General features: G+C 65.7%; 25 protein-coding genes. 13 read left to right on the top strand and 12 right to left on the bottom strand.

The genetic code is table 11. From position 1 onward, the window contains the following. Positions 1–96: 96 nt before the first annotated feature. From NUW87_RS02190 to NUW87_RS02180, 3 genes are read right to left on the bottom strand one after another with little or no spacing between them, the layout of a single operon-like run. Positions 97–513: a hypothetical protein gene (locus tag NUW87_RS02190; RefSeq protein WP_269027070.1), complete on the bottom strand. Its 417-nt coding sequence runs from the start codon at positions 511–513 to the stop codon at positions 97–99. 10 nt (positions 514–523) lie between these two features. Continuing rightward, a complete protein-coding gene (locus NUW87_RS02185; RefSeq protein WP_239219811.1) occupies positions 524–805 on the bottom strand; it encodes a hypothetical protein in 282 nt (93 codons plus the stop codon). Continuing rightward, the gene (locus tag NUW87_RS02180) at positions 786–1,715 is read right to left on the bottom strand and encodes a RelA/SpoT domain-containing protein (protein WP_269027069.1); all 930 of its coding nucleotides are present in this window, start codon (positions 1,713–1,715) and stop codon (positions 786–788) included. Before NUW87_RS02180 ends, NUW87_RS02185 begins: the two co-directional genes overlap by 20 nt. Positions 1,716–1,941: 226 nt before the next feature. On the opposite strand from NUW87_RS02180, the gene imuA' reads away from it, so the two are divergent. Together imuA' and NUW87_RS02170 are read left to right on the top strand one after the other, a co-directional pair. Beyond that, positions 1,942–2,619 (top strand): DnaE2-dependent mutagenesis accessory factor ImuA', encoded by a 678-nt coding sequence (imuA', locus tag NUW87_RS02175; RefSeq protein WP_239219815.1) that lies wholly within the window; start codon positions 1,942–1,944, stop codon positions 2,617–2,619. After that, complete coding sequence (locus tag NUW87_RS02170) at positions 2,616–4,205, top strand: Y-family DNA polymerase (RefSeq protein ID WP_269027068.1); 1,590 nt, start codon at positions 2,616–2,618, stop codon at positions 4,203–4,205. Before imuA' ends, NUW87_RS02170 begins: the two co-directional genes overlap by 4 nt. Here NUW87_RS02170 and NUW87_RS02165 read toward each other — a convergent pair whose 3' ends face one another. Beyond that, entirely contained in the window at positions 4,206–4,793 is a 588-nt protein-coding gene (locus tag NUW87_RS02165; RefSeq protein WP_269027067.1) for an AMIN-like domain-containing (lipo)protein, read from the bottom strand. It abuts the gene before it with no gap. Between the two features lie 139 nt (positions 4,794–4,932). On the opposite strand from NUW87_RS02165, the gene NUW87_RS02160 reads away from it, so the two are divergent. Continuing rightward, the gene (locus NUW87_RS02160) at positions 4,933–5,811 is read left to right on the top strand and encodes a sucrase ferredoxin (protein WP_239219821.1); all 879 of its coding nucleotides are present in this window, start codon (positions 4,933–4,935) and stop codon (positions 5,809–5,811) included. 379 nt (positions 5,812–6,190) lie between these two features. Here the strand turns inward: NUW87_RS02160 and NUW87_RS02155 are convergent, their stop codons facing one another. From NUW87_RS02155 to NUW87_RS02135, 5 genes are read right to left on the bottom strand one after another with little or no spacing between them, the layout of a single operon-like run. After that, on the bottom strand, positions 6,191–6,961 hold the full coding sequence (locus NUW87_RS02155) for an HAD family hydrolase (protein ID WP_269027066.1): 771 nt from the start codon (positions 6,959–6,961) through the stop codon (positions 6,191–6,193). Positions 6,962–6,972: 11 nt separating this feature from the next. Beyond that, a complete protein-coding gene (locus tag NUW87_RS02150; protein WP_194560801.1) occupies positions 6,973–7,674 on the bottom strand; it encodes a methionine ABC transporter permease in 702 nt (233 codons plus the stop codon). Beyond that, positions 7,671–8,699: a methionine ABC transporter ATP-binding protein gene (locus NUW87_RS02145; protein WP_269027065.1), complete on the bottom strand. Its 1,029-nt coding sequence runs from the start codon at positions 8,697–8,699 to the stop codon at positions 7,671–7,673. The genes NUW87_RS02150 and NUW87_RS02145 overlap by 4 nt, the downstream gene beginning before the upstream one ends. Continuing rightward, positions 8,700–9,590, bottom strand: coding sequence for a MetQ/NlpA family ABC transporter substrate-binding protein (locus tag NUW87_RS02140; RefSeq protein ID WP_269027064.1), 891 nt, complete (start codon positions 9,588–9,590; stop codon positions 8,700–8,702). 39 nt (positions 9,591–9,629) lie between these two features. Then, the gene (locus NUW87_RS02135; RefSeq protein ID WP_269027063.1) at positions 9,630–10,520 is read right to left on the bottom strand and encodes a MetQ/NlpA family ABC transporter substrate-binding protein; all 891 of its coding nucleotides are present in this window, start codon (positions 10,518–10,520) and stop codon (positions 9,630–9,632) included. 309 nt (positions 10,521–10,829) lie between these two features. Between NUW87_RS02135 and NUW87_RS02130 the strand changes: the two genes are divergently transcribed. The 3 genes from NUW87_RS02130 (at position 10,830) to NUW87_RS02120 (ending at position 16,126) form a co-directional block, all read left to right on the top strand. Continuing rightward, a complete protein-coding gene (locus NUW87_RS02130) occupies positions 10,830–13,994 on the top strand; it encodes an error-prone DNA polymerase (RefSeq protein ID WP_269027062.1) in 3,165 nt (1,054 codons plus the stop codon). 237 nt (positions 13,995–14,231) lie between these two features. Continuing rightward, positions 14,232–14,726, top strand: coding sequence for a PH domain-containing protein (locus tag NUW87_RS02125; protein WP_269027061.1), 495 nt, complete (start codon positions 14,232–14,234; stop codon positions 14,724–14,726). Further along, the gene (locus NUW87_RS02120; RefSeq protein ID WP_239219835.1) at positions 14,723–16,126 is read left to right on the top strand and encodes a PH domain-containing protein; all 1,404 of its coding nucleotides are present in this window, start codon (positions 14,723–14,725) and stop codon (positions 16,124–16,126) included. The genes NUW87_RS02125 and NUW87_RS02120 overlap by 4 nt, the downstream gene beginning before the upstream one ends. On the opposite strand, the gene NUW87_RS02115 is transcribed toward NUW87_RS02120, so the two are convergent. Then, entirely contained in the window at positions 16,073–16,546 is a 474-nt protein-coding gene (locus NUW87_RS02115) for a tRNA (cytidine(34)-2'-O)-methyltransferase (RefSeq protein WP_194560942.1), read from the bottom strand. The genes NUW87_RS02120 and NUW87_RS02115 overlap by 54 nt on opposite strands. Before the next feature lie 15 nt (positions 16,547–16,561). Between NUW87_RS02115 and NUW87_RS02110 the strand changes: the two genes are divergently transcribed. The 7 genes from NUW87_RS02110 to NUW87_RS02080 all read left to right on the top strand — a co-directional run bounded on the left by NUW87_RS02110 (position 16,562) and on the right by NUW87_RS02080 (position 23,864). Further along, a complete protein-coding gene (locus NUW87_RS02110; protein WP_269027060.1) occupies positions 16,562–17,434 on the top strand; it encodes a bifunctional methylenetetrahydrofolate dehydrogenase/methenyltetrahydrofolate cyclohydrolase in 873 nt (290 codons plus the stop codon). A 60-nt stretch (positions 17,435–17,494) separates the two neighbouring features. Next, on the top strand, positions 17,495–17,833 hold the full coding sequence (locus NUW87_RS02105) for a DUF3017 domain-containing protein (protein ID WP_269027230.1): 339 nt from the start codon (positions 17,495–17,497) through the stop codon (positions 17,831–17,833). A gap of 138 nt (positions 17,834–17,971) precedes the next feature. Next, on the top strand, positions 17,972–18,931 hold the full coding sequence (locus NUW87_RS02100) for an ABC transporter ATP-binding protein (protein WP_269027059.1): 960 nt from the start codon (positions 17,972–17,974) through the stop codon (positions 18,929–18,931). Between the two features lie 32 nt (positions 18,932–18,963). After that, complete coding sequence (locus NUW87_RS02095; RefSeq protein WP_269027058.1) at positions 18,964–20,025, top strand: ABC transporter substrate-binding protein; 1,062 nt, start codon at positions 18,964–18,966, stop codon at positions 20,023–20,025. 9 nt (positions 20,026–20,034) lie between these two features. Continuing rightward, entirely contained in the window at positions 20,035–21,693 is a 1,659-nt protein-coding gene (locus tag NUW87_RS02090) for an ABC transporter permease (protein WP_269027057.1), read from the top strand. 63 nt (positions 21,694–21,756) lie between these two features. Continuing rightward, on the top strand, positions 21,757–23,052 hold the full coding sequence (locus NUW87_RS02085; protein ID WP_239219845.1) for a hypothetical protein: 1,296 nt from the start codon (positions 21,757–21,759) through the stop codon (positions 23,050–23,052). A 128-nt stretch (positions 23,053–23,180) separates the two neighbouring features. Further along, positions 23,181–23,864, top strand: coding sequence for a metallophosphoesterase family protein (locus NUW87_RS02080; protein WP_269027056.1), 684 nt, complete (start codon positions 23,181–23,183; stop codon positions 23,862–23,864). Here NUW87_RS02080 and metX read toward each other — a convergent pair. Both metX and NUW87_RS02070 read right to left on the bottom strand, forming a co-directional pair. After that, complete coding sequence (metX, locus tag NUW87_RS02075) at positions 23,861–24,997, bottom strand: homoserine O-acetyltransferase MetX (protein ID WP_269027055.1); 1,137 nt, start codon at positions 24,995–24,997, stop codon at positions 23,861–23,863. The genes NUW87_RS02080 and metX overlap by 4 nt on opposite strands. After that, positions 24,998–26,332 (bottom strand): O-acetylhomoserine/O-acetylserine sulfhydrylase, encoded by a 1,335-nt coding sequence (locus NUW87_RS02070; RefSeq protein ID WP_269027054.1) that lies wholly within the window; start codon positions 26,330–26,332, stop codon positions 24,998–25,000. Positions 26,333–26,435: the final 103 nt, after the last annotated feature.

Genomic DNA, 26,435 nt, shown 5'->3' with positions numbered 1-26,435 from the left:
CGCGTGGCTCGGTTCTTGGGCTCTCGAAAAGTGGGTTGGTCGGTTAAGCAAAAAATTGCCTAGACCTACCAAATCTATGAGGGGCTGGCTGCAGCCCTACGCGTACGCGAGGCGCCGCGACCCGTCCACGTGCGGGTACAGCACCCAGGCCACTGCGGCCGCCACCACACCCGCAACCCACGCGCCTACAGCAGGCCAGTGGGCGAGCGGCGCGAGCATGAGTAACAGCCACCACAGCATCAGGGGGAGCACCATGCCTATCGACGGCACCCTGGCCACGTTCTTCTGCTCCGCGAACGCGCGGAGCTGTTTGCGGTAGGGGTGCAGCAGCGTGACGGAAACGGCGGCAACGACGCACAGGATCGCCACGGCGGCTCTTACCCCCAGCGGCGCCTGCGAGGTCATCACGCCGATGGATGCGCCCACGCCGAGCGAACCCAGTGCCCGGACGACGGTCGGGGTGGGGATCGGCGTGACGCGGTTGCGGACCTCTGCTGCGCTGATCGGGATCATGCTGGGCAGCTTAACCGGTCAGCTTCGTGGCGCGATCCAAGATGTGTTGGGCGTTGTCCGCTTCCATGTATTCCGTGTGATGGAGGGGCCGGGGCTCTGCTGCGAAGTAGCGGGAATGGGAAACCCTGAGGTCTCGAAGGGAGGGTGAGCTGATGACGACGATCTCGACATCCGGGTCGGTATTCTCCAAATCTAGCGCGAATCGGGCTTCCATTGCTTTTGCAGAGTCGGAGAACTCTGTGATGTTGAGCCGCCCTGAGGGGCGGTGGAACCTAATGAGGAAGTGAGCCATTGTTTTCTCCTCCTTCCGAGCTGTCGGAGCTGCCGTATTGCGCTAGGGATAATGCCAGTCTATCCAGTGACTTGAGCAAATCACGATTGTGGGAGGCCTGTAAAGATTTCGCGTATTCGGAACGTGCGAGGTAAGAGTACACTTCCGACATCGTTAGGTGGGTTCTTTCCGAAAACGGAACCATTCGCGACTGAGCACTCAGATTGCTGAGCAATGTGGCCTCCTCCCGCAGGTTGGCCTCGATCCTTTGCTCCAATTCGTAGATGGAATCGGAGAGCTGTAAAAGCTCGGTCACGATCTGGTTGAGCTTTTGGTCTGTGGGGCGAAAGTCGGATTCGTACCGTATTCGCCTATCGGTGAGATCTGCAGCCTTCTCGAAGGCATTTGCCCATGCTGATTGGAGGACTGTCCGTAGCTGAATCTCTAGACGTCCTGCTGGAGCCTGGATCCAGATGTGGATGGCCCGATAGCCCTGCTGAGGATTTGCGAGGTAGTCCTTCACCTGCGCACTAACTCCGGTAGACGCTAGATGGCTTGCGAGCCCTTCTGCAGCACCGAGTAATTCTCCATGGAGGCAGTTCCAACTGAAACGGGTTCCGGAGAAATCTTGAATGCGTGAGAGCTGAAGATTCCGATCTCGAACTTTAGGGGTGATCGTACTTGCTGATTTGACCCGGCCCGAGCTGACTAGTCCAGTGCTTGATCCTGCCAGTTCTGGGTGCGTTCGGATCCACTTCCTGATTGCATCCTCGCTTCTTTCGGTGAGCGTCGCATGCCATTGAAGTATTTGGGAGGCGCTCTCGGGTGGGCTATCCCGGCGGCCTGCAAAGTACTGCCCTAGGCGGTCGATGTCTCCCTTTGAAAACGGAGGTTGTCTTTGCAGAAAATCGAATATAGGAGTGCTGTTCATGACATGAGCTTTGCATGAATGTTCGATATTCAGTCTGGGCCGTGGATCTCGACCGAAGGGGTGTGGCAATGCTTTTTGCATGTAGAGCTGCGCAAGTACAAATTTTCCTATTAGAAAACCCGTTCGACCAGTAGTGTTGCCTGTGTCGGGACGTGGGTGCATACTATCTGGCGTGAGTGGAACACCTATTCGAGCTGCGTCGGCAGCGGCGGCAAATCTGGCGGTTGTGGATGAACCGCCAGCTCAGCAGTCGCGCGCCGACCAGATCGCCGAGCTGCGCGCCCGTATGGCCGCTATCGGCGGGGAGGTTCCGCAACAGGTCGTCGAGGATGCGGAGACTCTGATGGTGGCGGGCGGGCTTTCGCTCGTGCTGCCGAACAGTGGCCTGCCGCGCCGGGCGGTCACGCACGTCAGCGACACCCCGGCGCTGATCGTGGAGCTCATCGGCCAGGTGGCCCAGGCCGGCGGGCGCGCGGGCGTGGTGGGGTGGCCGGAGCTGTCCTACGCCAGCATCGACGCAGACGCGATGGAGCGGGTGGTGGCGGTGCCGGACGCGGGTCTTGACGACCTCAGCGTCGCGGGCGTGCTCGCCGAGGGCCTCGACCTGGTGGTGCTGCGCACCCGCAGCCCGTTCCAGCTCACTCCGGTGCGCGCACGCCCCCTGCTCGCCCGGATCCGCAAAGGCCAGGCGGCGCTGGTGTGCGTGAACGTGGAAGTGCCCTCGCCGGCGCTGACCATCACGGGCCAGCTCGCGCAGTTCCACGGCATCGGCCGTGGTACAGGCCGCATCACCGGCATCGACTTCGACGTCCGCGCGCAGGCCAAGGGGTACCGTCCGGCGAGCGCGCGGGTGACGCTGGGCACCGGAGGCGTCGAAAAGCGAAGGCTCCGGGCCGTCACATGAGGGCCGCGGCGCTGTGGTTCCCGGACTGGCCGGTGCAGGCGGCGCGGCTGGAATCGGGAGACGAGCTGGCAGAACCGATCGCGATCGCGGCGCAGCACCGGGTGAAGGTGTGCTCGCACGCCGCGCGCCAGGTGGGCATCCGCCGCGGGATGCGGGTACGCAACGCGCAGGCGGTCGCGCCCGAGCTGACGGTGATAGAGGACAACCCGGACCGCGACGGGCGGATGTTCGCCTCGCTCGCCGCCAGCTTCGACGAGGTCGCCGCCAGCGTGGAGGTGATACGACCCGGGCTCGTGGTGGTGGACGTGGATGCCGCGGGCCGCTTCCATGGCGGCGAGGGCAAAGCGCTCGAGATGCTTATCGACGCCGCCTCGCGCCGCGGCATCGACGCCTTCGCAGGCGCCGCCGACGAGATTGCCACCGCGCTGATCGCCGCGCGCTCCTCCCAGGTGATCCCGCCGGGAGGATCGGCCGAATTCCTGGCAGCGCAGCCGCTCGGCGTGCTGGTGGCGGAAGAGTCGCTCGCCGCGGACATGGACACCGTCAAAGCGCTTGGGCAGTTGGGCATTTCCACCCTCGGGGAGCTGGCGAAACTGCCGCCGAACGCGGTAACCACCCGCTTCGGCACCAAAGGCATGCGCATCCACCGCATTGCCTCCGCCGCGCCGGACCGCCGCGTCGCCCCGGAGCTGCCGGTGGAAGACCTTGCCGTGGCCATCACGCCCGAGGACCCGATCGAGCGCGTGGACGCCGCCGCCTTCGCCGCCCGCGCGCTGGCCGTCAGCCTGCACGAACGGCTCAAAGACACCGACCGCAACTGCCTGCGCCTGAAAGTTATCGCCGAGCTTCACGACGGCTCCCGCGTCGAACGTGTCTGGCGCACCCGCGAACCGCTCACCGAAGCCGCCACCGCGGACCGCGTGCGCTGGCAGCTCGACGGTTGGCTGACCTCCCTTCGCTCCGCTTCGGGAGGTCAGGATGGTCAAGAAGGGCAGGGCGGCGCAATCACCAGCCTCATCCTTGAGCCGCTCGAATTCGCCGCGCCCGAACCAGTCGGCGAACTGTGGGCCGACGGCGCCTCCACCGACACCGCGCGCCGGGTGGTCGAGCGCGTCCAATCCCAACTCGGCATCGACGCGGTGCTTCAACCGCGGTTCGTCGGCGGGCGCGGGGTGGCCGAGCGCGTGGCGATGGTGCCGTTCGGGGAGGAACCGGAGGACGTCGATAGGCAATCGTGGCCCGGTGCGATCCCTCAACCCCTGCCCGCGCGCCTCGGCGGCGGCATCGACCATCCGGCCTCGCGCATCATGCTTATCAACGCCACCGGTGCCCCCGTCATCGTCACCGCCGAAGCCCTCTTAAACAGCGAACCGTACGGGCTGGCCTGGGGCGACAAGCGCTACCTCGTCACCGGATGGGCGGGCCCGTGGCCCGTGGACGCGGACTGGTGGACGCAAACCGAACTGCCCGCAGGCCGCGTCGCGCGCATGCAGGTCGTGGGCCGTGAAGGAGGGGAAGGAGGCGCCGTGACCGGCTGGCTTTTGGTGTGGAGCCGGCGCAGCTGGCGCGTGGAAGCGGTGTACTAGCTACTTCTGCACGATATCCACGACAACGCGCGTGGGGTTGTCCAGTACCTGCACCGAGTACGGCAACTCGGAGCGCAGGCCGACCACGACCTGGCTGCGGCCCTCGTACGTGCCCGCGCTGATCACGTCGATGACGTTGCCGGTGTCGCCCGCCATGGTCACCGGGACGTCGTTGTCCTGACCCAGCTCAAAGGGGTACACGGTGCCGTCGACGTTGATGTTGAGGAAGGAGTTGCCCGCCACCTGCAGCGGTTGGCCCACCGTCTCCTGCATCGGGGTGGAGGTGTAGTCCACGAACCAGCCCGGGTCGCCGTCGCCTGCCAGGTCCACCACCACGCGGTCGAAGCCCTCGTGCGCGCCGACGCGCACGCCGACCACGGCCAGGCGCGACGGCGCGGACGGGCGCTGCGTCTTCGGTGACGAGTCGGCGGTGCCCAGCGGCTGCAGTTTCGTGGTGGGGGAGGCCAAGCTGCCCGTCAGCGTTTTTCCGGCACCGTCGCCGACGACGCTGCAGGCGCTGCAGGCCACAGAAGTAGCTACGCATGCGCCCACGAGCGCCGCGCGGGAAAGACCGGAAAATTTAAACACTCAGTCACCGTAGCCAGGAGGCAAGTAAGAACAAAAAGAAAAAGCGCGAAATCACAAAAGGTTATATAACCGTTAAGACTTAGAGTGGTGTCCAAGAGGGCGACTTACAGGTTAGGGCACGCTTAGCTATGGTGGTGCCATGCAACAACTGCCCTGCTCTGACGTAGAGGTTGAACCGCTGCCGGGAACCGCCAAACCCGGCTCCGTGTACGTGCTTTTCGAGTGGCCGGAAGCCTGGCCCCGCGACGTCATGGGCGACGCCGCCCTCGGCGAGGAGCTCACCGCGAAACTTGCGCCCATGCTCGAGGAGCACGACGCGACGCTACTGCTCATCCGCCACCCAACGCGTGAGGGCCGCAACATCACCGACCACCACCTCTACCTCGTCTTCGCCGACGAGGCCGTCACCGAGGTCAAGCACATCGACAGCCCCGAAGAGCTGCTGGAGCTGGATCTTTCTGGCCCGGGCCGCAACGGCGCCGAACACCGCGAGCGCCCACTGCTGCTGATTTGCACCCACGCTAAGCGCGACCGCTGCTGCGCCGTCAAGGGCCGCCCGCTGCTCAACGAGCTGCACGCGCGCCACCCGTTCGGCCCCGGCAACGACGTGGTGTGGGAGACCTCTCACATCAAGGGCCACCGCTTCGCACCGACGATGCTGCTTATGCCGTGGGCCTACAGCTTCGGCCGCATGAACATTGAGGCCACCGACGCCATGCTTGCCGACGCATCCGAGGGCCACTACTTCGTCCCCGGCAACCGTGGCCGCGGCACCCTCGGACCCGCCGAGCAGGTGGCTGAGCTCGCCGTCGCCGCCGAGGTGCCCGGTGCGTGCTACGGCCAGTTCGAGGTCGCAGCGTCTGATGGCGGTTCCGCCCTGGTCACCGACACGGCGTCCGGCCAGGCGTACGAAGTCCAGCTGGAGCAGCGCCCGGTATCCGGCGTGGTTGACTCGTGCGGAAAGGCGCCGAAGGAGAGCACGGCCTGGGTCGCGGTGTCGGTGACCCCGCGGCGTTAACTTCTCGCTTTCCGCCTTCGGCACCACAACCTGCGGATCTGCTAGTTGTCCAATTCAGCTTTCGCGGCGCTCCTAGCAGATCAGCCCGGTGTTGAAACTCGTGTTCAACACCATCTGGGGAAACGAAAAGTTGGACACGTGATCTGCTAGTTGCGGATCGGGGCGGTCGGCGGCGAACTAGCAGATCAGGTTTGAGGGTGTCCCGGGCTGGCGCTGCGGATCGTCTAGCAGCGTCGCAACCCTGCTAGACGGCCAGGACGATACCGACAATCATATTCAGCATCACCTGGGGAAACTCGTCCATGTTTGTTGGATCGTCTAGCAGCGTTTCCTCGGCTGCTAGACGATCTGCGCGTGAGCCTGGCGGAACACCAAACAGCTACATGTACTCGCCCAGAACCTCCGCCACGGAGCCGATGACGCGGTCCGTGGCGGCACGTACCTCTGCGGGGGAGTGGTGGAAGCTGTGGGAGGTATCCGCGATGGCGTGCATGGGTAGGTCGTTCCAGGAATCGCCGAATGTGTAGAGCTGGATGGATTCGCGGGGGAGGCGGAGCTCGTCGAGAAGCTGCAAGATCCCTGCGCCTTTAGAGCGGCCCGGGGCCATGAGATCGATGTAGTCCTGGTTCTGCGCGACCTCGACCTCGCCGAGCGTGGACGCCCAGTCGACGACCTCCGCGCGCAGCTCGGCGTTGCCGGGCACCCAGATGGGCACGACGGCGAAGCGGTGGTTGGGGATGTCCGCAGGAGTCATCTGCGCAAAATGCGCGGTGAAGGTGTGGGTGATGCCGGTGTTGTTTGCGAACACCCCGTCGACGTGGCCCAGGGTGGTGCCGAAGATGGCCAGGCCGTCGCGGGACCCGAAGGTGTCCAGAGTCGCCTGCAGCACCGAGCCTGCGACCTCGTGGCCGAAGATGAGCTGGCGGTTCGCCCCGTCCGTGGCGGAACCGCCGTTGGATAGCACCTGGTAGTCGAAGGTGAGCCCGCTGCCGCGCATCCCGTGGGCCAGCGCCGTGCGGGAGCGGCCGGTGGCAGAAAAGGCGAGATGCCCGGCAGCGCGCCAGGCATCTATCGCGGCGATGTCCTCCTCGCGGAAGCCGTGGGGAGGGTGGTGGAGAGTGCCATCGAAGTCGAACGCCGCAACCTTCATGGCACCCAAACTTACCGGCGCATGACCTTCTTGGACAGCCAGTTGCCCAGGAACTGTGCCAGCTGCACGATGACCACGATGACCAGCACCGCAGCCCAGGTGACCTGAGGCTCGAATGCGCGGTAGCCGTACACGATGGCGAAGTCGCCCACGCCGCCGCCGCCGATGTAGCCGGCCATGGCGGACATGTCGATCACCGCGATGAAGATGAAGGTGTAGCCCAAAATCAGCGGGCCGAGCGCCTCCGGCAGGATCACCGAGGTGATGATCTTCCACGGGCTCGCACCCATGGAGCGGGCCGCCTCGATCACGCCGGGGTCAATGGCCACCAGGTTCTGCTCCACGATGCGAGCAACGGTGAACGTGGCGGAAAAACACATCACAAACGTGGCGGCCGCGCGGCCGATGGTGGTGCCCACCACCTGCAAGGTCAGCGGGTAGAGCATCGCGATCATGATGATGAACGGGATGGGGCGGAAGAAGTTCACCGCCACGTTGATGATGGTGTACACCGCCTTGTTCTGCAGGATGCCGCCCGGGCGGGTGGTGTACAGAAACAGGCCCAGAAGCAGGCCGAAGAACCCACCGACGACCATGGTGATGGCCACCATCCACAGCGTGTCGCCGATCGCTTCGAGGAAGGTGGGGCCGAGGGTGTCCCAGTTCGGCTCGGCGAGGATGTACTCGGTTACGCCAGTGTTCAACGCGGTCATCGGGTGATCTCCTCAATCTCGGTGCTTTGCTGCAGCGTGGACAAAAACTCGTTGATGGCGGTGTCGTCGCCGTTGAGGCGCACGGTCATCTTGCCGAAGGAGCGCTCCTGCAAGGTGGTGATGCCAGCGTGCACCGGCTCCACCGACACACCGCGCTCGCGGGCGGCCGCCGCGGCGCCGAAGAAGCCGGAATCCTCGGTGAGGTCCACGGTGAACAGGCGGCCCGGCTTGGCCAACAGCTCGCGCGCCTCCACCTCGTCGGGGCGGTTGCGCAGGCTGGTGGCGGCGAAGCGCTGCGCCACGGAGGTCTGCGGGTTGGCGAACACGTCGTAGACGCTGCCGTACTCCACCACGCGGCCGTCCTCCATCACGGCGACCTTGTCGGCGATGGCGCGGATGACGTCCATCTCGTGGGTGATCACCACGATGGTGATGCCGAGTTCCTCGTTGACGCGGCGCAGCACGCCGAGGACCTCTTGGGTGGTTTCGGGGTCGAGGGCGGACGTGGCTTCGTCGGCAAGCAGAAGCGACGGGTTGGTCGCGAGCGCACGGGCGATGCCCACGCGCTGCTTCTGGCCGCCGGAGAGCTGCTCCGGGTAGTTCTCGCCGCGCTCGGAGAGGCCGACGAAGTCGAGCAGTTCCGCGACGCGGCGTTTGCGCTCCTGCTTGTCCACACCAGCCAGCTTCAGCGGGTACTCGATGTTGCCGGCGGCGGTGCGGGAGGAAAAGAGGTTGAACTGTTGGAAGATCATGCCGACGTTGCGGCGGATCTCGCGCAGTTTGCGCTCGGGCATGCCGACGACGTCGGTGCCGTCGAGAAGCAATTGCCCCGAGGTGGGCATGTCCAGGCCGTTGATGAGGCGGACAAGCGTGGACTTGCCGGCACCCGAATAGCCGATCACGCCGAGAATCTCGCCCGGCTCGACGGTCAGGGTGACGTCGTCGACGGCTGTGACCTCGCGGTCTTTGGTTTTGAAGACCTTGGATACGTTCCGGAACTCAATCCGGGTGCCGGTATGTGTCATCTACTTGTACTCCTCCACGAGTCGGTCGAGGACCTCGTTGAGCTCCTCCTTGGAGCGCTGGACCTGCACGGCGGTGCCGTTGGAGTCCTCGTTGAGCGCCGCGGTGACTTCCTCGGACTGCCAGACGTCCACGATCTTTTCGTAGGTCTCGTTGTCCAGGTCGTCGCCGGAGACGGTGAAGACGTTGATGTACGGCTCCGCCAGCTCCGAGTTCGGATCATCCGCGGCCACCGAGGAAGCCGGGTCGATGCCGGCGCGCGCCAGCCAGTTGTTGTTGATCACGGCCGGGCGACCCTCGTTGTAGGCGTTCGGCGTCTGGGAAGCGTCCACGGCGACGACCTTGACCTTGGAGGCGTCCTTGTCAATGTCGGCCGGCGTCGGGGTCAGCTTCGGCGCGCCGTCACGCAGGGTGACCAGGCCCGCCTGGACCAGCACGTTGATCGCGCGGCCCTGGTTGGACGGGTCGTTCGGGATGGCGATCTCGGTGCCCTCGATGCCGTCGAGGGAGTCGTGGTCCTTCCAGTACAGGCCCAGGATGTTGATCTCGCCCGAGCCGATGATGCGCAGGTCCTCGTCGGCGGTGGCGTTGTACTGGGCCTGGTAGTTGATGGTCTGGAACTTCGAGATCTCAATCTGGCCCTCGACCTGCGCCGGGTTGACCTGCGGGTACTCGGTGAACCGCATGATGTCCAGGTCGATGCCGGCCTTCTGCGCCTCGTCGGCGAAGACGCTCCAGGCCTTCTGGTCGGCGTCGGTGGTGCCGATTTTCACGGTGACCTTGTCGCCGTCGCCATTGCCTGCCGACGACTCCGTCTCCGACGAGCAAGCCACCAGCCCGGTGGCTGCGATGAGCGAGGCCGCTGCTGCGGCGATAACGCGCTTGGTACGCATGTGCGTGCTCCTTTGTGTGTTGAGGTGTGTGGAGACTTACTAGTTCTGGAGACGGTCCAGAATCTCGTTGAGCTCAGCCTGATCGCGGTAGACCGGCACGGAGGTGCCCTTGGAGTCCTTGGCCGCGGCCTCGGCGACCTCCGGGGTCTGCCACAGCTCAACCAGCTTGTTCAGGGTCTCGTCGTCGATGTCATCTGCCTGGGCCGCGAAGACGTTGATGTACGGCTCGGCCTCCTTGGACTCCGGGTCGTCCTGGAAGATGGCCAGGCCCGGCTCGATGCCGGCGCGTTCCAGCCAGGTGTTGTTGATGATGGCCGGCTTGCCCTCGTTGTAGGCGGACGGGGTCTGGGATGCGTCCACCGGAGTGACGGTGACCTTGGAGGCGTCCTTGTCGATGTCGGCCGGGGTCGGGGCGAGCTCGTCCGCGACGCTGTCGCTCAGGGTGAGCAGGCCAGCCTGGACCAGCACGTTGATGGCGCGGCCCTGGTTGGACGGGTCGTTCGGGATGGCGACGGACTCGCCCTCGATGCCGTCGATGGACTCGTGGTCCTTCCAGAACAGCGCCAGCGGCACGATCTCGGTGGAGCCGACAACGCGCAGGTCGTTGCTGGATGCCTTGTTGTACTCGGCGAGGTACTTGATGTGCTGGAACTTGTTCACGTCCAGCTCGCCCTGCGCGAGCGCCTCGTTGACCGGGGAGTAGTCGGAGAAGGAGACGATGTCCAGGGTGATGCCGTTGTCGGCGGCCAGGTCCTTGAACACGCGCCATGCTTCCTGGTCGGCCTCGGTGGTGCCGATCTTGACGGTGGTGTTGTCACCGTCGGCTGCGGTGGTGCCGGCGGCGTTGTCGGACTCGTTGGAGCAGGCGACCAAGCCGGTGGTGGCCAGGGCAGCCGCGGCAACGGTTGCGAGGGTGCGCTTGATACGCATTGGGGTCTCCTTGGGTTGGGAATCTATGACGGGTCAGAATCTAGCACCCTATGTACCGCTTAGTCTATTTCTGGTCGAATTTCTTAACCGAGCTGTCTGTCCAGGGGTGTGGGTTGCGTGGTTTTCGCGGCGGTTGTGCGGCCCTTTTTTGCGGCCCTTTTTGCGGATCCAGCTAGTAAGACCCAGCTATCCGGCCCCTGGGGGCGAAAAATGAGGTGCAACTAGCTGGATCCAGGGCCCGAACGGCGGTGACGGTGGCGACGTCCCGCGGACTAGCACACAGTTTCGAACAGTGGTAGCGTTCCCGGCATGAGGTTCAACGGGGGAGCGCCGCTGTCGTGGTCGCGGCTTGAGCGCATCCTCTCCGGCCGCCCGGGCCCGGAGCCGGTGCCGGTCGGGCACACCGGCACGCCCGCAGGCGCCGCGTACGGCAAGGCGGAGCCGACGTCTCCATCGCGCGAGCGATGCCTATCGACGACACCGTTCGCCGAACTGCACACCGTCAGCTCGTATAGCTTCCTCGGCGGGGCAAGCGAACCGGAGGATTTGGTGGCCCGGGCCGTTGAGCTGGGGATGAGCGCGGTGGGGCTGTTGGATCGGGACGGGTTTTACGGCGCGGTGAAGTTCGCGGAGGCGGCCGCCGCGGCCGGGGTGGACACCGTCTTCGGGGCGGAGCTGACACTCGGCGACCGGGTTCTGCCCGTGCTCGCCCGCGGGCCGGAAGGCTACAAGCGCCTGTCGCACCTGATGGCGGCCGCGCACATGGCCACCCGCGAGAAAGACAAGGTGGCCTACCCGCCGCTTGAGCTCATCGGTGACCAGCTAGACGGCACCTGCGTCGTGCTCGCCGGCTGGCGGTGGGCGGAGGAAATCGACCACCTGGTCGACGTGTTCGGCGCGGACAATGTCGTGCTGGAGTACGAGGTGTCCATGACGCCCGAGGACACGGACCGCCACGCGGCGCTGGATGAACACGCGGGCAAACTCCCCGCCATCGTCACGGCGCTGCCCGCCGCGGCCACACGCGACCATGCCAGGCTGGCGCAGGCGAAGCGGGCGCTGGCCAGACGCGAGTCGCTCGCCCAGGCGCACGGGGACCTGCACCCGATGGGGGCGAACTGGCTGCGCTCCGGCGACCAGCTCCAACGCATGTACCCGGGTTGCGAGTCGAAATTGGCTTTCAGCGTTGAGTTGGCGAAACGCTGCGCGTTCACGCTCGACCTGGTCGCGCCGGAGCTGCCGCGCTACCCCACGCCGGACGGCCGCAGCGAGATGGACCACCTGCGAAATCTCACGCTGGCGAGTGCGCAGTTTCGCTATGCGGCGCGGGGGCCGGAGGTGCGTCGAAAAGCAATGGCCCAAATCCGCTACGAGCTGGAGGTGATCGAGGAGCTGAACTTTCCCGGCTACTTCCTCATCGTGTACAACCTGGTGGATTTCTGCGCGAAGCAGAACATCATGTGCCAGGGGCGCGGGAGTGCGGCGAACTCGGCGGTGTGTTTCGCGCTGGGCATCACCAATGTGGAGCCGATCGAGGCGGGCCTGCTGTTCGAGCGTTTCTTATCCCCGGACCGCGACGGCCCGCCCGACATTGACTTAGACATCGAGTCGGGCCGGCGCGAAGAGGTGATCCAGCACGTCTACGACACCTACGGGCGCGACAACGCGGCGCAGGTGGCCAACGTGATCACCTACCGCACCAAGGGCGCGGTGCGCGACGCCGCGCGTGCGCTGGGGTTTGCGCAAGGCGCGGCCGATAGTTGGGCGAAGGGGATGACGGAGGTGCCGGAGGCCGTCGAGAAGCTTGCGGCGCAATTGAAAGGGCAACCGCGCCACCTGGGCATCCACTCCGGCGGCATGGTGATCTGCGACCGTCCGATCGCGGACGTGGTGCCCGTGGAGTGGGCGCGCATGGAGGGCCGCTCGGTGGTGCAGTGGGACAAGGACGACTGCGCGTCGGCCGGCCTGGTCAAGTTCGACCTGCTCGGCCTGGGCATGCTGGAGGCGCTGCACCACATGGTGGACCTGGTGGAGGAGACCACGGGCCGCACGGTGCACCTGTGGGAGCTTCCGCTTGACGACGCCTCCGTGTACGACATGCTCTGCCGCGCCGATGCCGTCGGCGTGTTCCAGGTGGAATCGCGCGCGCAGATGGGCACCCTGCCCCGGCTGAAGCCGCGGCAGTTTTTCGACCTGGTGGTGGAGGTGGCCCTGATTCGGCCGGGCCCGATCCAGGGCGGCTCGGTGCACCCGTATCTAAGAAGGCGCGACGGGTTGGAGCCGGTGGAGTACGACCACCCGGTGCTCGAGCGCGCCCTGGGCAAGACGCTGGGCATCCCGTTGTTTCAGGAGCAGCTCATGCAGATCTGCGTGGATGCGGCAGGCTTTTCCGGCCGCGAGGCGGATGCGCTGCGGCGGGCCATGGGGTCGAAGCGTTCGCCTGAGAAAATGGCGGCGTTGAAGTCGCGGTTTTTCGAGGGGTGCTGGCACACCAACGAGATTGGCTCCGAGGTCGCCGAGCGGCTGTGGCAGAAGATCGTGGCCTTCGCCGCCTACGGGTTCCCGGAGTCGCACTCGCAGTCGTTCGCCTCGCTGGTGTACTTCTCCGCCTGGTTTAAGCGGCACTACCCGGCGGAGTTCTGCGTGGGGCTGCTGCGCGCGCAGCCGATGGGGTTTTACTCCCCGCAGTCGCTGATCCAGGACGCGCGCCGCCACGGGGTGGAGGTGCTGCCGGTGTGCGTGAACAACTCCGGGCGCGAGGCGTCGTGCGTGGATTCCTCCACCATCCGGGTGGGGTTGAACCTGGTGCGGGGCTTAGGCGTGGACGCGGCGGACCGGATCGAGGAGGCCGCGCCTTTCGACGGGATCGCGGACCTGGCGCGCCGGGCCGACCTGTCCGTGGAGCACGTCGAGGCGCTGGCCCGGGCGGGGGCGCTGGACTGCTTCGGGGCCACGCGCAGGCAGGCGCTGTGGCAGGCGGGCGTGGCCGCCACGGAGCGCGAGGGCATGCTGCCGGGGTTGTCGTCGGTGGTGGCGCCGTCGTTGCCCGGCATGAACCCGTTTGAGCTGATGGCCGCCGACGTTGCGGCCACCGGTGTCACACCGGGGGTCATGCCGGTGGAGATGGTGCGTTCGGCGTTGTCGGCGCAGGGTGTGGTGCCGGCTGCTGACCTGTTGCACGGGGTGGAGGACGGCACCCGCGTGCGCGTGGCCGGCGTGATCACGCACCGCCAGCACCCGGCCACCGCAGGCGGGGTGACCTTTTTAGGCATGGAAGACGAGACCGGGCTGATCAACGTGGTCATCTCCGTCGGGCTGTGGAACAAGCAGCGGGTGTTGGCGCGCACCGCCAAAGCACTGGTCGTGCGCGGGATTGTGCAGAACGCCTCCGGGGCGGTGTCCGTGGTGGCGGACCGGCTTGAGCCGCTGGCGATGGGGGAGCTGCTCTCCCGCGGGTCCCGGGACTTCCGGTGATGGGCGCGTGACCGGGGCGGGTGCGCCGGGTGTTGGCTGTGGATGCTTACCCCAGGATGCTTACCGCCCGAGGATGCTTACTTCTAAACGCTTACTTCTCGAGAGATCCAGGGTGATGCCAGCCGCCGTACTCGATGGATAAGCATCCTGGGGTAAGCATCTACACCGAGTAAGCATCCTGGGGTAAGCATCTACGCCGGGTAAGCCCCACCACCCCGGGCTGGTAGCGTGAGCGCCATGTCAGACGCGCCCCTGCAGCCTTTGCCCACCTCGGTGGAGACGATGCACAAGGTCTCCCCGAAGCTGATGTGGCCGCAGTTGGTCAGCAACGCCATCTGGGCGCTCATTGTCTGCGGCGGGCTCTACCTCTGCTACCGCGAGTGGGGCTGGGGTTTTCTCATCCCGCTGGGTATTTTCGGCGTCTTTTTTATCTGGCGGTTCTTCCTTATCCCGTTCCAGGTGCGCAACATGGGCTGGCTGGAAACGGACAATGAGCTGGTGTTGAGCAAGGGCAAGATGTTCCACACCATCACGGTGATTCCGTACGGGCGCATCCAGTTCGTGGATGTGGAGTCCGGGCCGATTTCCCGCTCCCTCGGCCTGAAGGAGCTGAAGGTGCACACGGCGTCCAGCTCGTCGGATTCGGATCTTCCGGGCCTCATCGCCGAGGATGCCGACGCGCTGCGCGACCGTCTGGCCGTCAAAGCCCGCGAGCGGATGAGCGGCCTGTGAGCACTGAGCACACTGAGCACACCGAGCACACCACCCCCGGCATGGAGGGCTACCGCCGCATCCACCGCCTCACGCCACTCCTTCGCGTTTGGGCGTTCGTGCTGGCACTGGCCACGATTGCGCTGTTCAACTTCACCATGCCCATCTACCACTGGGCGCAGCGCGAAAACGTCGGCGTGCGCGAGATCGCGTGGGCGGCGGCGGGGGCCGTCGCGGCGCTCGCGGTGATCTTCGCGGTCTCCCAGATTTGGTGGCGCCGCAGCGGCTTCAAAATCGGCGAGGAGGAGGTGGAGGTGCGCCGTGGCGTGCTCACCAACCAGGTTCGCTCCGCGCGTTTCGACCGCATCCAGGCCGTCGACGTCATCGAGTCTTTCGCGCCGCGGCTCTTCGGCCTCGCGTCGGTGCGCATCGAGGCCGCCGGTAACGCCCAATCCGCTATTGACATCACTTACCTGCCGCGCGATGAAGCGGAGGAGGTGCGCGCCCAGTTGCTGCGCCGCATCGGGGGACCGCAGAAGCAGTTGCCTATCGACGCCTCCGGCCCGAACCTCGTTCCTCCAATCCCCATCCGCAGGTCGCTCATCGGCACCGCGTTCCAGATGTCCACGCTGTTCACCATCGCGTGGGCGTTCGTGCCGATTTGGACGGACCTGACCGCCGCGGCGATCATCCCGGTGCTGGTGGGTTTCTTGCCAAGGATCTGGCGCACCATCGACCAGTCCTGGCGGTTCACCTGCACCAAGGAAGGGGAGATGTTCCACCTCACGTACGGGCTGGCCAACCGCCGCCGCCAGGCGGTGCCGCGCTCCCGCATTCACGCGGTGCAGCTGCGCCAGCCGATGTTCTGGCGCATGTTCGGCTGGTGGACCGTCTCCGTGGTGGTGGCCGGCTACGGCTCGGAGCGCAACAAGCAGACCGGCACCTCGAAGCTTCTGCCGGTGGGCACGTGGGAGCAGGCGAAGGCGATGGTGGACGCCATCGGGCCGATGACCGGCGACGAGCTGACGGACCTATCCGCAGCCGATTACCGCTCGCCGCGCAGCGCACGGTGGGTCTCGCCGATCGATTGGAAACGCCAGACCGTCACCATCCGCGACGGCGCCGTCGCTACGACGGCCGGCCGGCTGGGCCGCTGGTACCAGATGGTGGAAACGCCCCACATCCAAGAGCTGGCGTTCGAGCAGGGCCCGCTGCAGCGTGCCCTCGGCTTGGCCAACGTCGACCTCGACATGGTGCCCGGCCCGTTCAGTGTCTCCTTGCGCGATGTGGGGGAGGCGCAGGCACGTGAAATCGTCGATAAGCTGCGGGCCCGCAAGCTCCCACCGATGCAGGTCACGGACCCCTTGTCAGATACCGCCGACGAAGCCGAGCTGGCGCCACGCCTCGTAGACGGCGACTGACGCGGAGTTGGTCAGGTTCATGCTGCGCCGCGCCGGCAGCATCGGGATGCGCACCTCGCGCGTGATCCGCGGGTGGGCCAGGTGTGCTTCCGGGATGCCGTTGGCCTCGTTGCCGAACAGCAGCGCGTCGCCGTCCTGGTAGGACACCTCGTGGAAGTGGTGCTCGGTGTGCGCGGTGAACGCGAAGATACGGGAATCCGGGATGGAGTCGAAGCAGGCGTCGATGTCCGGGTGGATGATCACATCCGCCAGGTCGTGGTAGTCCAGGCCCGCGCGTTTTAAGTGCTTGTCGTCGAAGTTAAAGCCGAGCGGCTCGACAAAATGCAGCTGCGCCCCAGTGTTGGCGGCGAGGCGGATGGCGGCGCCGGCGTTGCCGCCGATGGCCGGGTTGTCGTAGATCAGGTGGAGCACGCCTGACAGTCTAGGATTGGGGCCGTGACTGCGATCAAACTGGACGGAAAACTCTACCGCGAGGAGATTTTCGCGGATTTGAAGGAGCGTGTGGCTCGTCTCAAAGCTGAGCACGGCGTGACCCCGGGCCTGGCCACGGTGCTGGTGGGGGAGGACCCCGCCAGCCAGAACTATGTGCGCATGAAGCACAAGGACTGCGAAGAGCTGGGGATTGCGTCCATTATGAAGGAGCTGCCGGGCGACTGCACCCAGGAGGAGCTGGAGAAGCTTATCGGCGAGCTGAACCACGACCCGGCCGTCACCGGCTACATCGTGCAGCTGCCGCTGCCGAAGCACCTGGATGAAAACCGCATTCTGGAGCTGATTGACCCGGCGAAGGACGCCGACGGCCTGCACCCGGTGAACCTGGGCAAGCTGGTGCTCAACGAGCCCGCGCCGCTGCCCTGCACCCCGAACGGCTCCATCAAGCTGCTGGAGCGCTTCGGCGTGGATCTGAACGGCGCGATCGTGTGCGTGATCGGCCGCGGCGTGACGGTGGGCCGCCCGATTTCGCTGATGCTCACCGCCCGCGACGTCAACGCCACCACCGTGCTGTGCCACACCGGCACCAAGGACCTCGCCGCGGAGACCCGCCGCGCGGACGTGATCATCGCCGCCGCCGGCAAGCCGCACATGATCACCGCGGACATGATCAAGGAAGGCGCCGCGCTTCTCGACGTCGGCGTCTCCCGCGTCGACGGCAAAACCGTCGGTGACCTGCACCCGGAGGTGTGGGAGAAGGCCGGCTGGGTTTCCCCGAACCCGGGTGGTGTGGGCCCGATGACGCGCACGTTTTTGGTGCGCAACATCGTGGAAAACGCAGAACGCCAGGCCGGCATCGGCCAGGACGCCAGCTAGGGCGCTGGTTTGGCAAGCAGCAGGATCCAGCTGCCGGGGAGCGACCGGCTGGGCGACCGGTTGAACACTGAGCTTCCCGACGGACTCACGCTGGACAACCCCCACGACCGCGGCGCGGCCGCCTCACCGCTGCCGGTGGCGGTGCAGCGCGCGATGGGCGTGCTGTTTGTGGTGGGGTTCGTGCTCTCCGGCGTCTACGCCGCCACGGAGCACTGGCGCCGCGCCACGTTCACGCTCGGCGCGGCCATGCTGTGGCTGACCGTGATGCGCCTGACCTGCGATTCGAAGGTGATCGGCCTGGTGGCGGTGCGCTCGAGGCGCTTCGACGCGCTGTTTACCACCGTCCTCGGCGCGGCCATGCTGTGGCTGTCCTGGTCGGTGGACTCGCTCGGGTCGTAGCGCCACCAAACTTTCACCGCGAATTCACCTGAGCGTCGGCTTGACGTCGGCAGGCGGCAACCTTGCGCCTCTAACGTGCCACGGGTGAATTTTGGAAACGGTGCTGAAAAAACTGCAAACGATACGGCTCAAGTCTCCTTGAGGGGAGTCCGTCGTGAGTTTGCGGACGGCACCGGGCTCCACGAGACCTCCCTGGACATCGCGGCAGGCGAGTTCGTCTCTGTCCTCGGCCCCTCCGGCTGCGGCAAGTCCACCCTGCTGCGCTGCATCGCCGGGCTGGAAACCCCGGACGCGGGCGTGATCGAGTTCGCCGGCCGCGAGGTCTTCGGCTCCGGCACCAACGTGCCGGTAAACAAGCGCAACCTCTCCATGGTGTTCCAGGACCTCGCACTGTGGCCGCACATGACGGTGGCCAAAAACGTCGAGTTCCCGCTGACCACCGGCAAGCAGAAGGTGGCCAAGGCCGAGCGCGAACAGCGCGTCGCCCGCGCGATGGACATGGTGGGCATCGGCGCGAAGGCGGAGCAGCGCCCCAACGAGCTCTCCGGCGGCCAACAGCAGCGCGTCGCGATTGCGCGTGCGCTCGTCTCCGACCCGGAGCTTTTGCTTATGGACGAGCCCCTGTCCGCCCTCGACGCAGCCCTGCGCACCCAGATCCGCTCGGAACTGACCCGCCTGGCCTACGAGCTCAACCTCACCGTCATTTACGTCACCCACGACCAGTCTGAGGCGCTGGCCATGTCGGACCGCGTTGCGGTGATGCACGCCGGCAACGTCGTGCAGTTCGCGGACCCGGTGGAGCTCTACGACCACCCCGCGGACGACTTCGTCGCCGGTTTCGTCGGCGTGACCAACACCCACGAGACCCTCCCGTCGAACCGGCCGGAGGACCTGGAGGTCACCCCGCTGCATGGAAAGCGACCGGATGCACTTCCGGCGAACTCCATTGTCGGCGAGGTGGTGGAGAGCCAGTACACCGGCGGGCGCTACGAAATCCGCAGCGTCGTACCGGGTGCGCCCGAGCCCTGGCTGGCCTACACCAGGCACCGCTTGGGCCGCGGCGACGACGTGTTGCTGACGGTCACCCCGCGTTCCTAATCCCGTTTCCTTCTATTTAGGAGTTTCCCAACATGAAGAAGATCATCGCCGCCCTTGCGGGCGCATCCGCCGCGTTCGGCCTGGTAGCCTGCGGCTCCGTCGAGTCCAGCGACAACGCCGAGTCCACCGGCGCGAACAACGAGACCGTCTCCGCCGACGAGTGGAAGGCCCCGGAGGGCCTGTCCGGCTCCATCGACTACTACTCGGCAAACCCGCAGGGCCTGACCGACGCGCTGGTCGAGGCCTTCCAGGACCGCACCGGCGTGACCGTCAACGTGTTCGCCGGCACCACCGGCGAGGTCACCGCCAAGATCAAGGCCGAGGAAGCGAACCCGCAGGCGGACGTGGTCTACCTGGCGTCCTGGAACGCCGCGAACAAGCAGGCTCAGACCGGTGCCCTGGAGCCCTACGAGCCGGAGAACATCGAGGACGCCAACGCTGACTGGAACGCCGCCGACGACACCTTCCACGGCCGCGACGGCTCCGCGCTGGCCCTGGTGGCCAACACCGATGTTGTCTCCGACATCCCCTCCGACTGGGAGGACCTGGCAGACCCGAAGTACGCCGACCAGGTGATCATGCCGGACCCGCGCGAGTCCGGCACCGCCGCCGACCTGCTCACCGCCATGATCGCCGAGTGGGGCGAAGACAAGACCTGGGAGCTGTTTGACAAGCTCTTCGACAACGGCATGATCGTCCAGGGCGCCAACGGCCCGGCGCTGGACCAGGTCACCTCCGGTTCCAAGGGCATCGTCTTCGGCGGCGTGGACTACTCCGCCTACTCCGCCAAGGGCAAGGGCGAGCCGCTGGAGGTTGTCATCCCGTCCTCCGGCACCACCGTGACCCCGCGCCCGGTAATGATCATGAAGTCCTCCGACAACATGGACGCCGCCAAGGCTTTCGTGGACTTCATGTTCTCTGAGGAGGCGCAGCAGATCTCCGCGTCGAAGAACATGATCCCGTCCAACAAGAACGTGGACCCGAAGAACGGCCCGAAGCTGGCGGAGATCAGCCAGATCTCTGACGACTGGGTCGCCATCTCCGAGGAGTCCAAGAACGTCCGCGAGCAGTTCGCTGACCGCTACCTGAAGTAACAGGCACCAATGACGACGAAGACGAAAGCCAACCCCGGGGTCTATCCGGTACTGCTCATCCTGCTGGTCCTGGTCGCGGCACCGCTGGTGTCCGTCCTGATCACAGCCGTAACCGGCTACCGGGGCGAAGACTCCGCCCTGGATAGCCTGCTGCGACCGGAGATGCTGCGGGTCATCCGCAACACGGTCTGGCTTTCGGTCCTCGTCGTCTTTTTCGCCACCCTTTTCGCGGCACCGCTGGCATTCTTCCGCTCTTGGACGCCCATGCGGCGCGCCGGGTGGGTGGAAGTGCTGGTCATGGTGCCGTTTATGACCCCGCCGTTCGCCGCGGCAATGGCGTGGATGGACTTCACCCGCCTGCGCGGCGTGGCAGACATGCTTTTGGGGCCCACGCTTGGCGACGCCGTCCGGTCCGCCATCAACTCAGTGTGGGGCATGGGCTTCATCATGGCCGCCGAGCTGTTCCCGTTCCTCTACCTGATCCTGCGCAACGCGTTCGCGTCCATCCCCGCCTCGCAGCTGGAGATGGCGCAGGTGGCGGGTGCCAGCCGGTGGCAGCAGTTCAGCCGCGTGGTCGTCCCCGCAGTTGTCGGGCCCTATTCGCTCGGCGCGCTGATCGTCTTTATCAAGGCCGCCGGCGAGTTCGGCACCCCGGTCACCCTCGGCAACGCGATCGGCTACGAGGTGCTCGTCTCCTCGATCTACCAGGACGTGACCATCGACCCGCTGAACTTCTCCAAAGCGGCCGCGTCCTCGAGCGTGCTGTTTACCCTCGGCGTGATGGCGTGGGCGGTGCAGCAGTGGGCCGGCCGCGGGGTGCTCGCCTCCGGTGGCAGGGTCTCGCGCGCGGTCAACCTTCGGCCGTCGAGAAGCATGATGGCTCTTGCCTGGATGTACACCGCGATCGTGTTCACCTTGAGCGTGTTCATCCCGTACATTTCCATCATTCTGGCGGCGATGACCATCCTGCGCTCCAAGCCGCCGACACCGGACAACCTCACATTCGACTATTTCCAGATCGTGCTGAGCATGCCGTCCGGCCAGGAGGCGCTGACGCGCTCCATCGCGCTTGGGGCCATCGGCGCGACCACCGCCGTGATCCTGGCGCTGGCGGTGACAGTGTTTACCATGCGCAGCCGCCGCTGGCCCGCGCGCTTCTCGGACTTCTTGGCCGTCGCCCCGGACACCGTGCCCGGCATCGTGCTGGCCATCGGCTTCATCCTGCTGTGGAACTCGCCGAAGCTGCCGTTTACCCCCTACGGCTCGCAGCTGATCCTGGTCATGGCGTTTACGGTGCTGTTCGTGCCCATGGCGGTGCAGAACATTAAGACCTCCGCAGCCGCCATGTCGCCGACGCTCTCGGAGGCCTCCGCCGTCGCCGGCGCGACGTCCTGGCAGACGTTTACCCGCGTCACCCTGCCCATGCTCGCGCCCGGCATCTTCGCCGGCTGGCTGCTCGCGTTCTTCGTGGGCATCCGTGAGCTGGTCATGTCCTCCCTGATCCGGCCGACGCGCATCAACCTGCTCGCGCCGTGGATTATGAACCAGTTTGAGCAGGGGCACCGCGCCGAAGCCATGGCGATGACGCTGATCGGCGTGGGCACCTCCACCGTCGTGCTGGTGCTGATCCGCTGGTGGCAGGGCAGAAGTAGCACGTCCGTTCGGTAACTGGGCACTGCGTGTCGGCGAGGTTCGTAGGGTTAAAGCTGTCGTTTCCCCAGGAGGTCCCGCATGACAGATTCCCGCCCGAGTTACTTCGCGCTCACCACCGACGTCCCCGGCGCCGAGGTTGAGGTGACCGTGATGGTGCAGTCGCTTTTTTACGACGCCCCGTCGCCACAGCAGGTTGAATTCGCCCGGGAGCTTTCGGCAACGCTGACGGCAGTCGCGTCCGAATACACGCCGGTGGAGCCGTGGCGCACCGAGTCCTTGGACGCCTACCTCGTGTTGGCCAACACCCACCAGCTGCTGGACCTCGCACGCAATTCTGTGGACGCCACCCCGTCGCAGGCGCGCCGCTACTTCGCGGAAGCCGCCGACAATCTCGAGGTACTCAAGGAGTGGGACCCGCGCTTCACCAACGCCTACTACCAGGCCAGGAAGTGCGAACAGGCGGCGGGCAACTTCCTCATGGATGAACTCGAGGATTTTCACGATTGCTTAGAGACGTGGCTGCCAGCGCGGCTGCTAAGCCACAGCCCCACAGACCAAGTCGTGGTTGTGGACGATTTGCAGACGCCAGAAAGCTTCGCCGCCACGCTCACCCCGGACCACGAGGCGGTGAGCGTGAACATTCTGGAAGCGGACGAGGTGGATACCTATAACGCTGTGGGCCGCACTGTCTACCCGGTGCCGATGTACCCGGACGGGACGATCAGGTCCCGTCTTGCCACCTCTATTTACGTCGACGGCATGCGCTTGACCTATATCGTCCACACGGACAACGAGGCGTTTCCGCTGCTGAAAGAGCTTGGCGAGGCCGCCGAGGAATTCTGCAGCGTCACCTGCGGCTACACCCCGGTGGAGTACTACACCGAACTCGCCTACGCGAAGCAGCTGGACAACCTGGTGTACTCCCCGCGCTTCGACGAGGACGGGGTGTACCGCCGCAACCTGTTGGACATGTACGCGTACTCGCTATCGGTGATGAGCAACTTCGACGGCACGTTTGAAGTGCCCCGGGACCTGGCCCGCGCCGCGGCGCAACTCAACGAGGAAATGCGGGTCGACGCGGCAATTGAGCTGGCCCGCACGATTGGGCACTGGCTGCCGCGCGACATCACGGACCTCATTCCCCGCGGCTGGACCGATGCCAGCAACGATGAATTTGCGATGGAACTTGAGGACGGGCTGAACACGCTGCCCGGACGCCGCTTCGTGGTGGTGTTGGACCACCAGTCACCCGAAGAGTACGAGCAGACGCGCCTGCCGAACCGGGAGAAGCTGTACCCGATGGTGTACGGGGAAACCGCGGACGTGGACATCTTCGACCTGTGCCACACCCAGATTTTCCTGGGCGACGTCTAGCCCGCGGACAAGATTTTGTACGAATCGACCATTTGGCCGTTTTTGGGCTTGCAAACGCCCAGGTCAGCTTTCGGCGTCGTTGATTCGTACAAAATTGCGACTGAAGGATCAACGGATATCCTTGTACCATGCCCAACCACGCAGCCGACCCCGTCTTCGCAGCCGCCCCCATCCTCGTTGTCGCCGACATCCACCTCGGCCGCAAGCAACACGGCGACAAGAAGACCGGCCCGGGCATCGACTGGGCCCTGGACACCCTCGGACGCGGCGCGGAGGCGGGGGCGCGGCATTTGGTCATGCTCGGCGACGTCATCGACCGCAAGCGTTTCACCGACGCTACATACGGCGAGGTCACCAGGTTTTTCGACCGCGGGCTCGAGCTGTTCGACAACGTCGTGTTCGTCGCTGGTAACCACGACGTGCACCACGACCTCACTGGAATTATTCCGGGTGGCGTGATCGTCGCAAGGCAAGAGCCCCAGACCATCCGAGCGGGTGGGTGGGCGCTGCACACCGCCGCGGTGGAGGTGGACCGGGACCCGCGTGAGCTCGTCGCAAAGTTCCCCGCGCCAATCGAAGACGCGCCGAACCTGGGGCTGTTGCACACCTCGGTGACAGGGGAGTACTCCAACAACCCCTGCCTGCCGTGCACCCGCGACGAGCTTGCCGCCTGCGGGTACGGCGCGTGGCTGCTCGGACATGTGCACGAGCGCATCACGCTTTCCGACGCCCCGTTTGCCGGCTGGGTCGGCATGGGTAGGGCCTACCTGGCCACCGCGGACGGCACCGAAGTGCAGATCAACGACCTCTAGATGTCGTAGGCGCCGCGCTCCGCTGCGACCTCGCGCGCGGACGGGGTTTCGTGCGTCAGCGAAATGAAGTTGCGCAGGATCCGGTCCATCTGGCGGGCCTCCACCAAGAAGGCGTCGTGGCCGACGGGGGAGGACAACTTCGCCATGGCGAGCAGGTTGCCCAGGTTTCGTGAGAGGTGTTCCTGCTGGTGGTAGGGGTACAAAATGTCGGTGTCCACGCCCACGATCATGGTCGGCACCGTCGACGACGCCAGTGCCTTGTTCAGCCCGCCGCGGTCGCGGCCCACGTCGTGGCGGTTTAAGGCTTCGGTGAGGGTGACGTAGCTGGCGGCGTCGAAACGCTCGGTGAGTTTTTTGCCCTGGTGCTCCAGGTAGGACTGCACGGCGAAGCGCTCGCCGTCCGCACGGAACTGCCCGAGCGGGTTCTCGCCCGACTGGGCGGCGGTGCCGAAGCGCTCGTCGATTTCCAGTTCGCCGCGGTAGGTCAGGTGCGCGATGCGCCGCGCGGCGGCCAGGCCGGCGTTCGGCGCGGAACCGGTGCCGTGGTAGTCGCCGCCGTGCCAGTCGGGGTCCTGGGTGATGGAGGTGATCTGGGCGGTCTGGATACCAATCTGCCAGGCACTCGCGCGTGCGGAAACCGCGAGGACCAGCGCGTAGTCCACGGTCTCGGGATAGAGCAGCGTCCACTCCAGGGTGCGCGCGCCGCCCATGGAACCGCCGATGATCGCGTGGACACGGCCGATGCCGAGCGCTTCCAAAAAGGCGTGTTCGGCGTGCACCATGTCGCGCATGTTGATCGCCGGGAAGCGCGAGCCCCAGACACCACCGTCCGGGTGTTCGCTGGCAGGCCCGGTGGAGCCGTAGCAGGACCCCAGCGCGTTCGTGCAGATCACGCACCACTCGTCGGTGTCCAGCGCCTTGCCGGGGCCGATGGCCTCGCACCACCAGTCGGCGGCGTCGGAGTCGCCGGTGAGTGCATGCTCGATCAGCAGGATGTTGTTCTTGCCGGCAAGGTCGCCACGGGGGACGCCCCACCGTCGATAGGCAATGTGCGCATCCTCGATCACCGCGCCTGCCTCGGTGTGGACGTCGCCGATAGCGACGGTTGCCAGCTCGCCTTCCGCAGCCAGCATTTACACCGCCGCGAAGCCGCGCTCGAGGTCCGCGATGATGTCCTCGACGTCCTCGATGCCCACTGACAGGCGCACCGTGGCCTGGGTGATGCCGGCGCGCGCGAGGCCCTCGGCGTCGGACTGCGAGTGCGTCGTGGATGCCGGGTGGACCACCAGCGAGCGCACGTCGCCGATGTTGGCCAGGTTGGAGTGCAGCTTCAGCGCGTCGATGAACTTCCAGGCCGCGGTTTTGTCGTTCTGGTCACCCGCGATGTCGAAGGACAGCACCGAACCGGTGTACTTCAGCCCCAGCTTCTCCTGCGTGGCCTTGTACGGCGAGCCCTCCAGGCCCGCGTAGTTGACCTTGGCCACCTTGTCGTGGGCTGCGAGGAACTCGGCGACCTTCTTTGCGTTCGCATTATGCTTTTCGACGCGCAACGCCAACGTATCGATCCCCTGCAGCGCCACCCAGGCATTGAACGGGGAAATCGCCGCACCCGTGTCACGCAGCAGGCCGGCGCGGGCGCGCAGCGCGAAGGCGGGCGCGCCGAGGTCCGCGTACTTCAGGCCGTGGTACGCCGGGTCCGGGGTGGTGAACAGGGGGAAGACTGATTCTCCGTCGCGCTCGACGGTCCAGTCGAACGAGCCGCCGTCCACAATCGCGCCGCCGATGGCCGCGCCGTTGCCGGTGTAGAACTTTGTGGTGGAAAGGACCACGATGTCCGCGCCCAGCTCCAGCGGGCGGACGAGTGCTGCGGTGGCCATGGTGTTGTCCACGATCAGCGGGACTTGGTTGTTGTGGGCCACCTCGGAAATGGCCGGGATGTCCAGCACGTCCGCGATCGGGTTGCCGAAGGTCTCTCCGTAGAACGCCTTTGTGTTCGGCTTGACTGCAGCCTGCCAGCTCTCCGGATCGTCCGGGTTGTCCACGAAGGTGAAGTCGATGCCCAGCTTCGGCAGCGTGTGCTGGAAGAGCGTCTCGGTGCCGCCGTAGAGGCGCGGGGAGGTGACCACGTGGTCACCAGCCTGGGCGAGGGTGAGAATCGCGGCGGTCTCCGCAGCCATGCCGGAGGCGAACGCCGTTGCTGCCACGCCGCCCTCGAGCGAGGCGAGGCGGTCCTCCAGCGCGGACTGCGTCGGGTTGGTCAGGCGGGTGTAAATCGGGCCCGCATCCGAGAGGTTGAAGCGGTTCTCAGCGTGCTGGGCGTCGTCGAAGACGTAGCTGGTGGTCATGTAGATCGGCTGGTTGCGCGCGCCGTAATCCTGATCCACCTGCTGTCCGGCGTGAATGGAGCGGGTGCCGAACGACCATTCGCTGGCGTTGGAGTTGTCGTACTTCTGCTTCGAGTTCGTCATGGGGTGCAATGTAGTCCGCTTTGTCTGTCGTTGCGTACCAAGCGGTCTATACGTGCTGTGGGCTGTGGCTTTGCGTGAATATAAACCTGCCAGGGAACCGTGG

Origin of the sequence: Corynebacterium pilbarense (genome assembly GCF_026930265.1) — a bacterium.
GTDB classification, from domain to species: domain Bacteria; phylum Actinomycetota; class Actinomycetes; order Mycobacteriales; family Mycobacteriaceae; genus Corynebacterium; species Corynebacterium pilbarense.
This window is presented reverse-complemented; position numbering and strand designations above follow the sequence as displayed.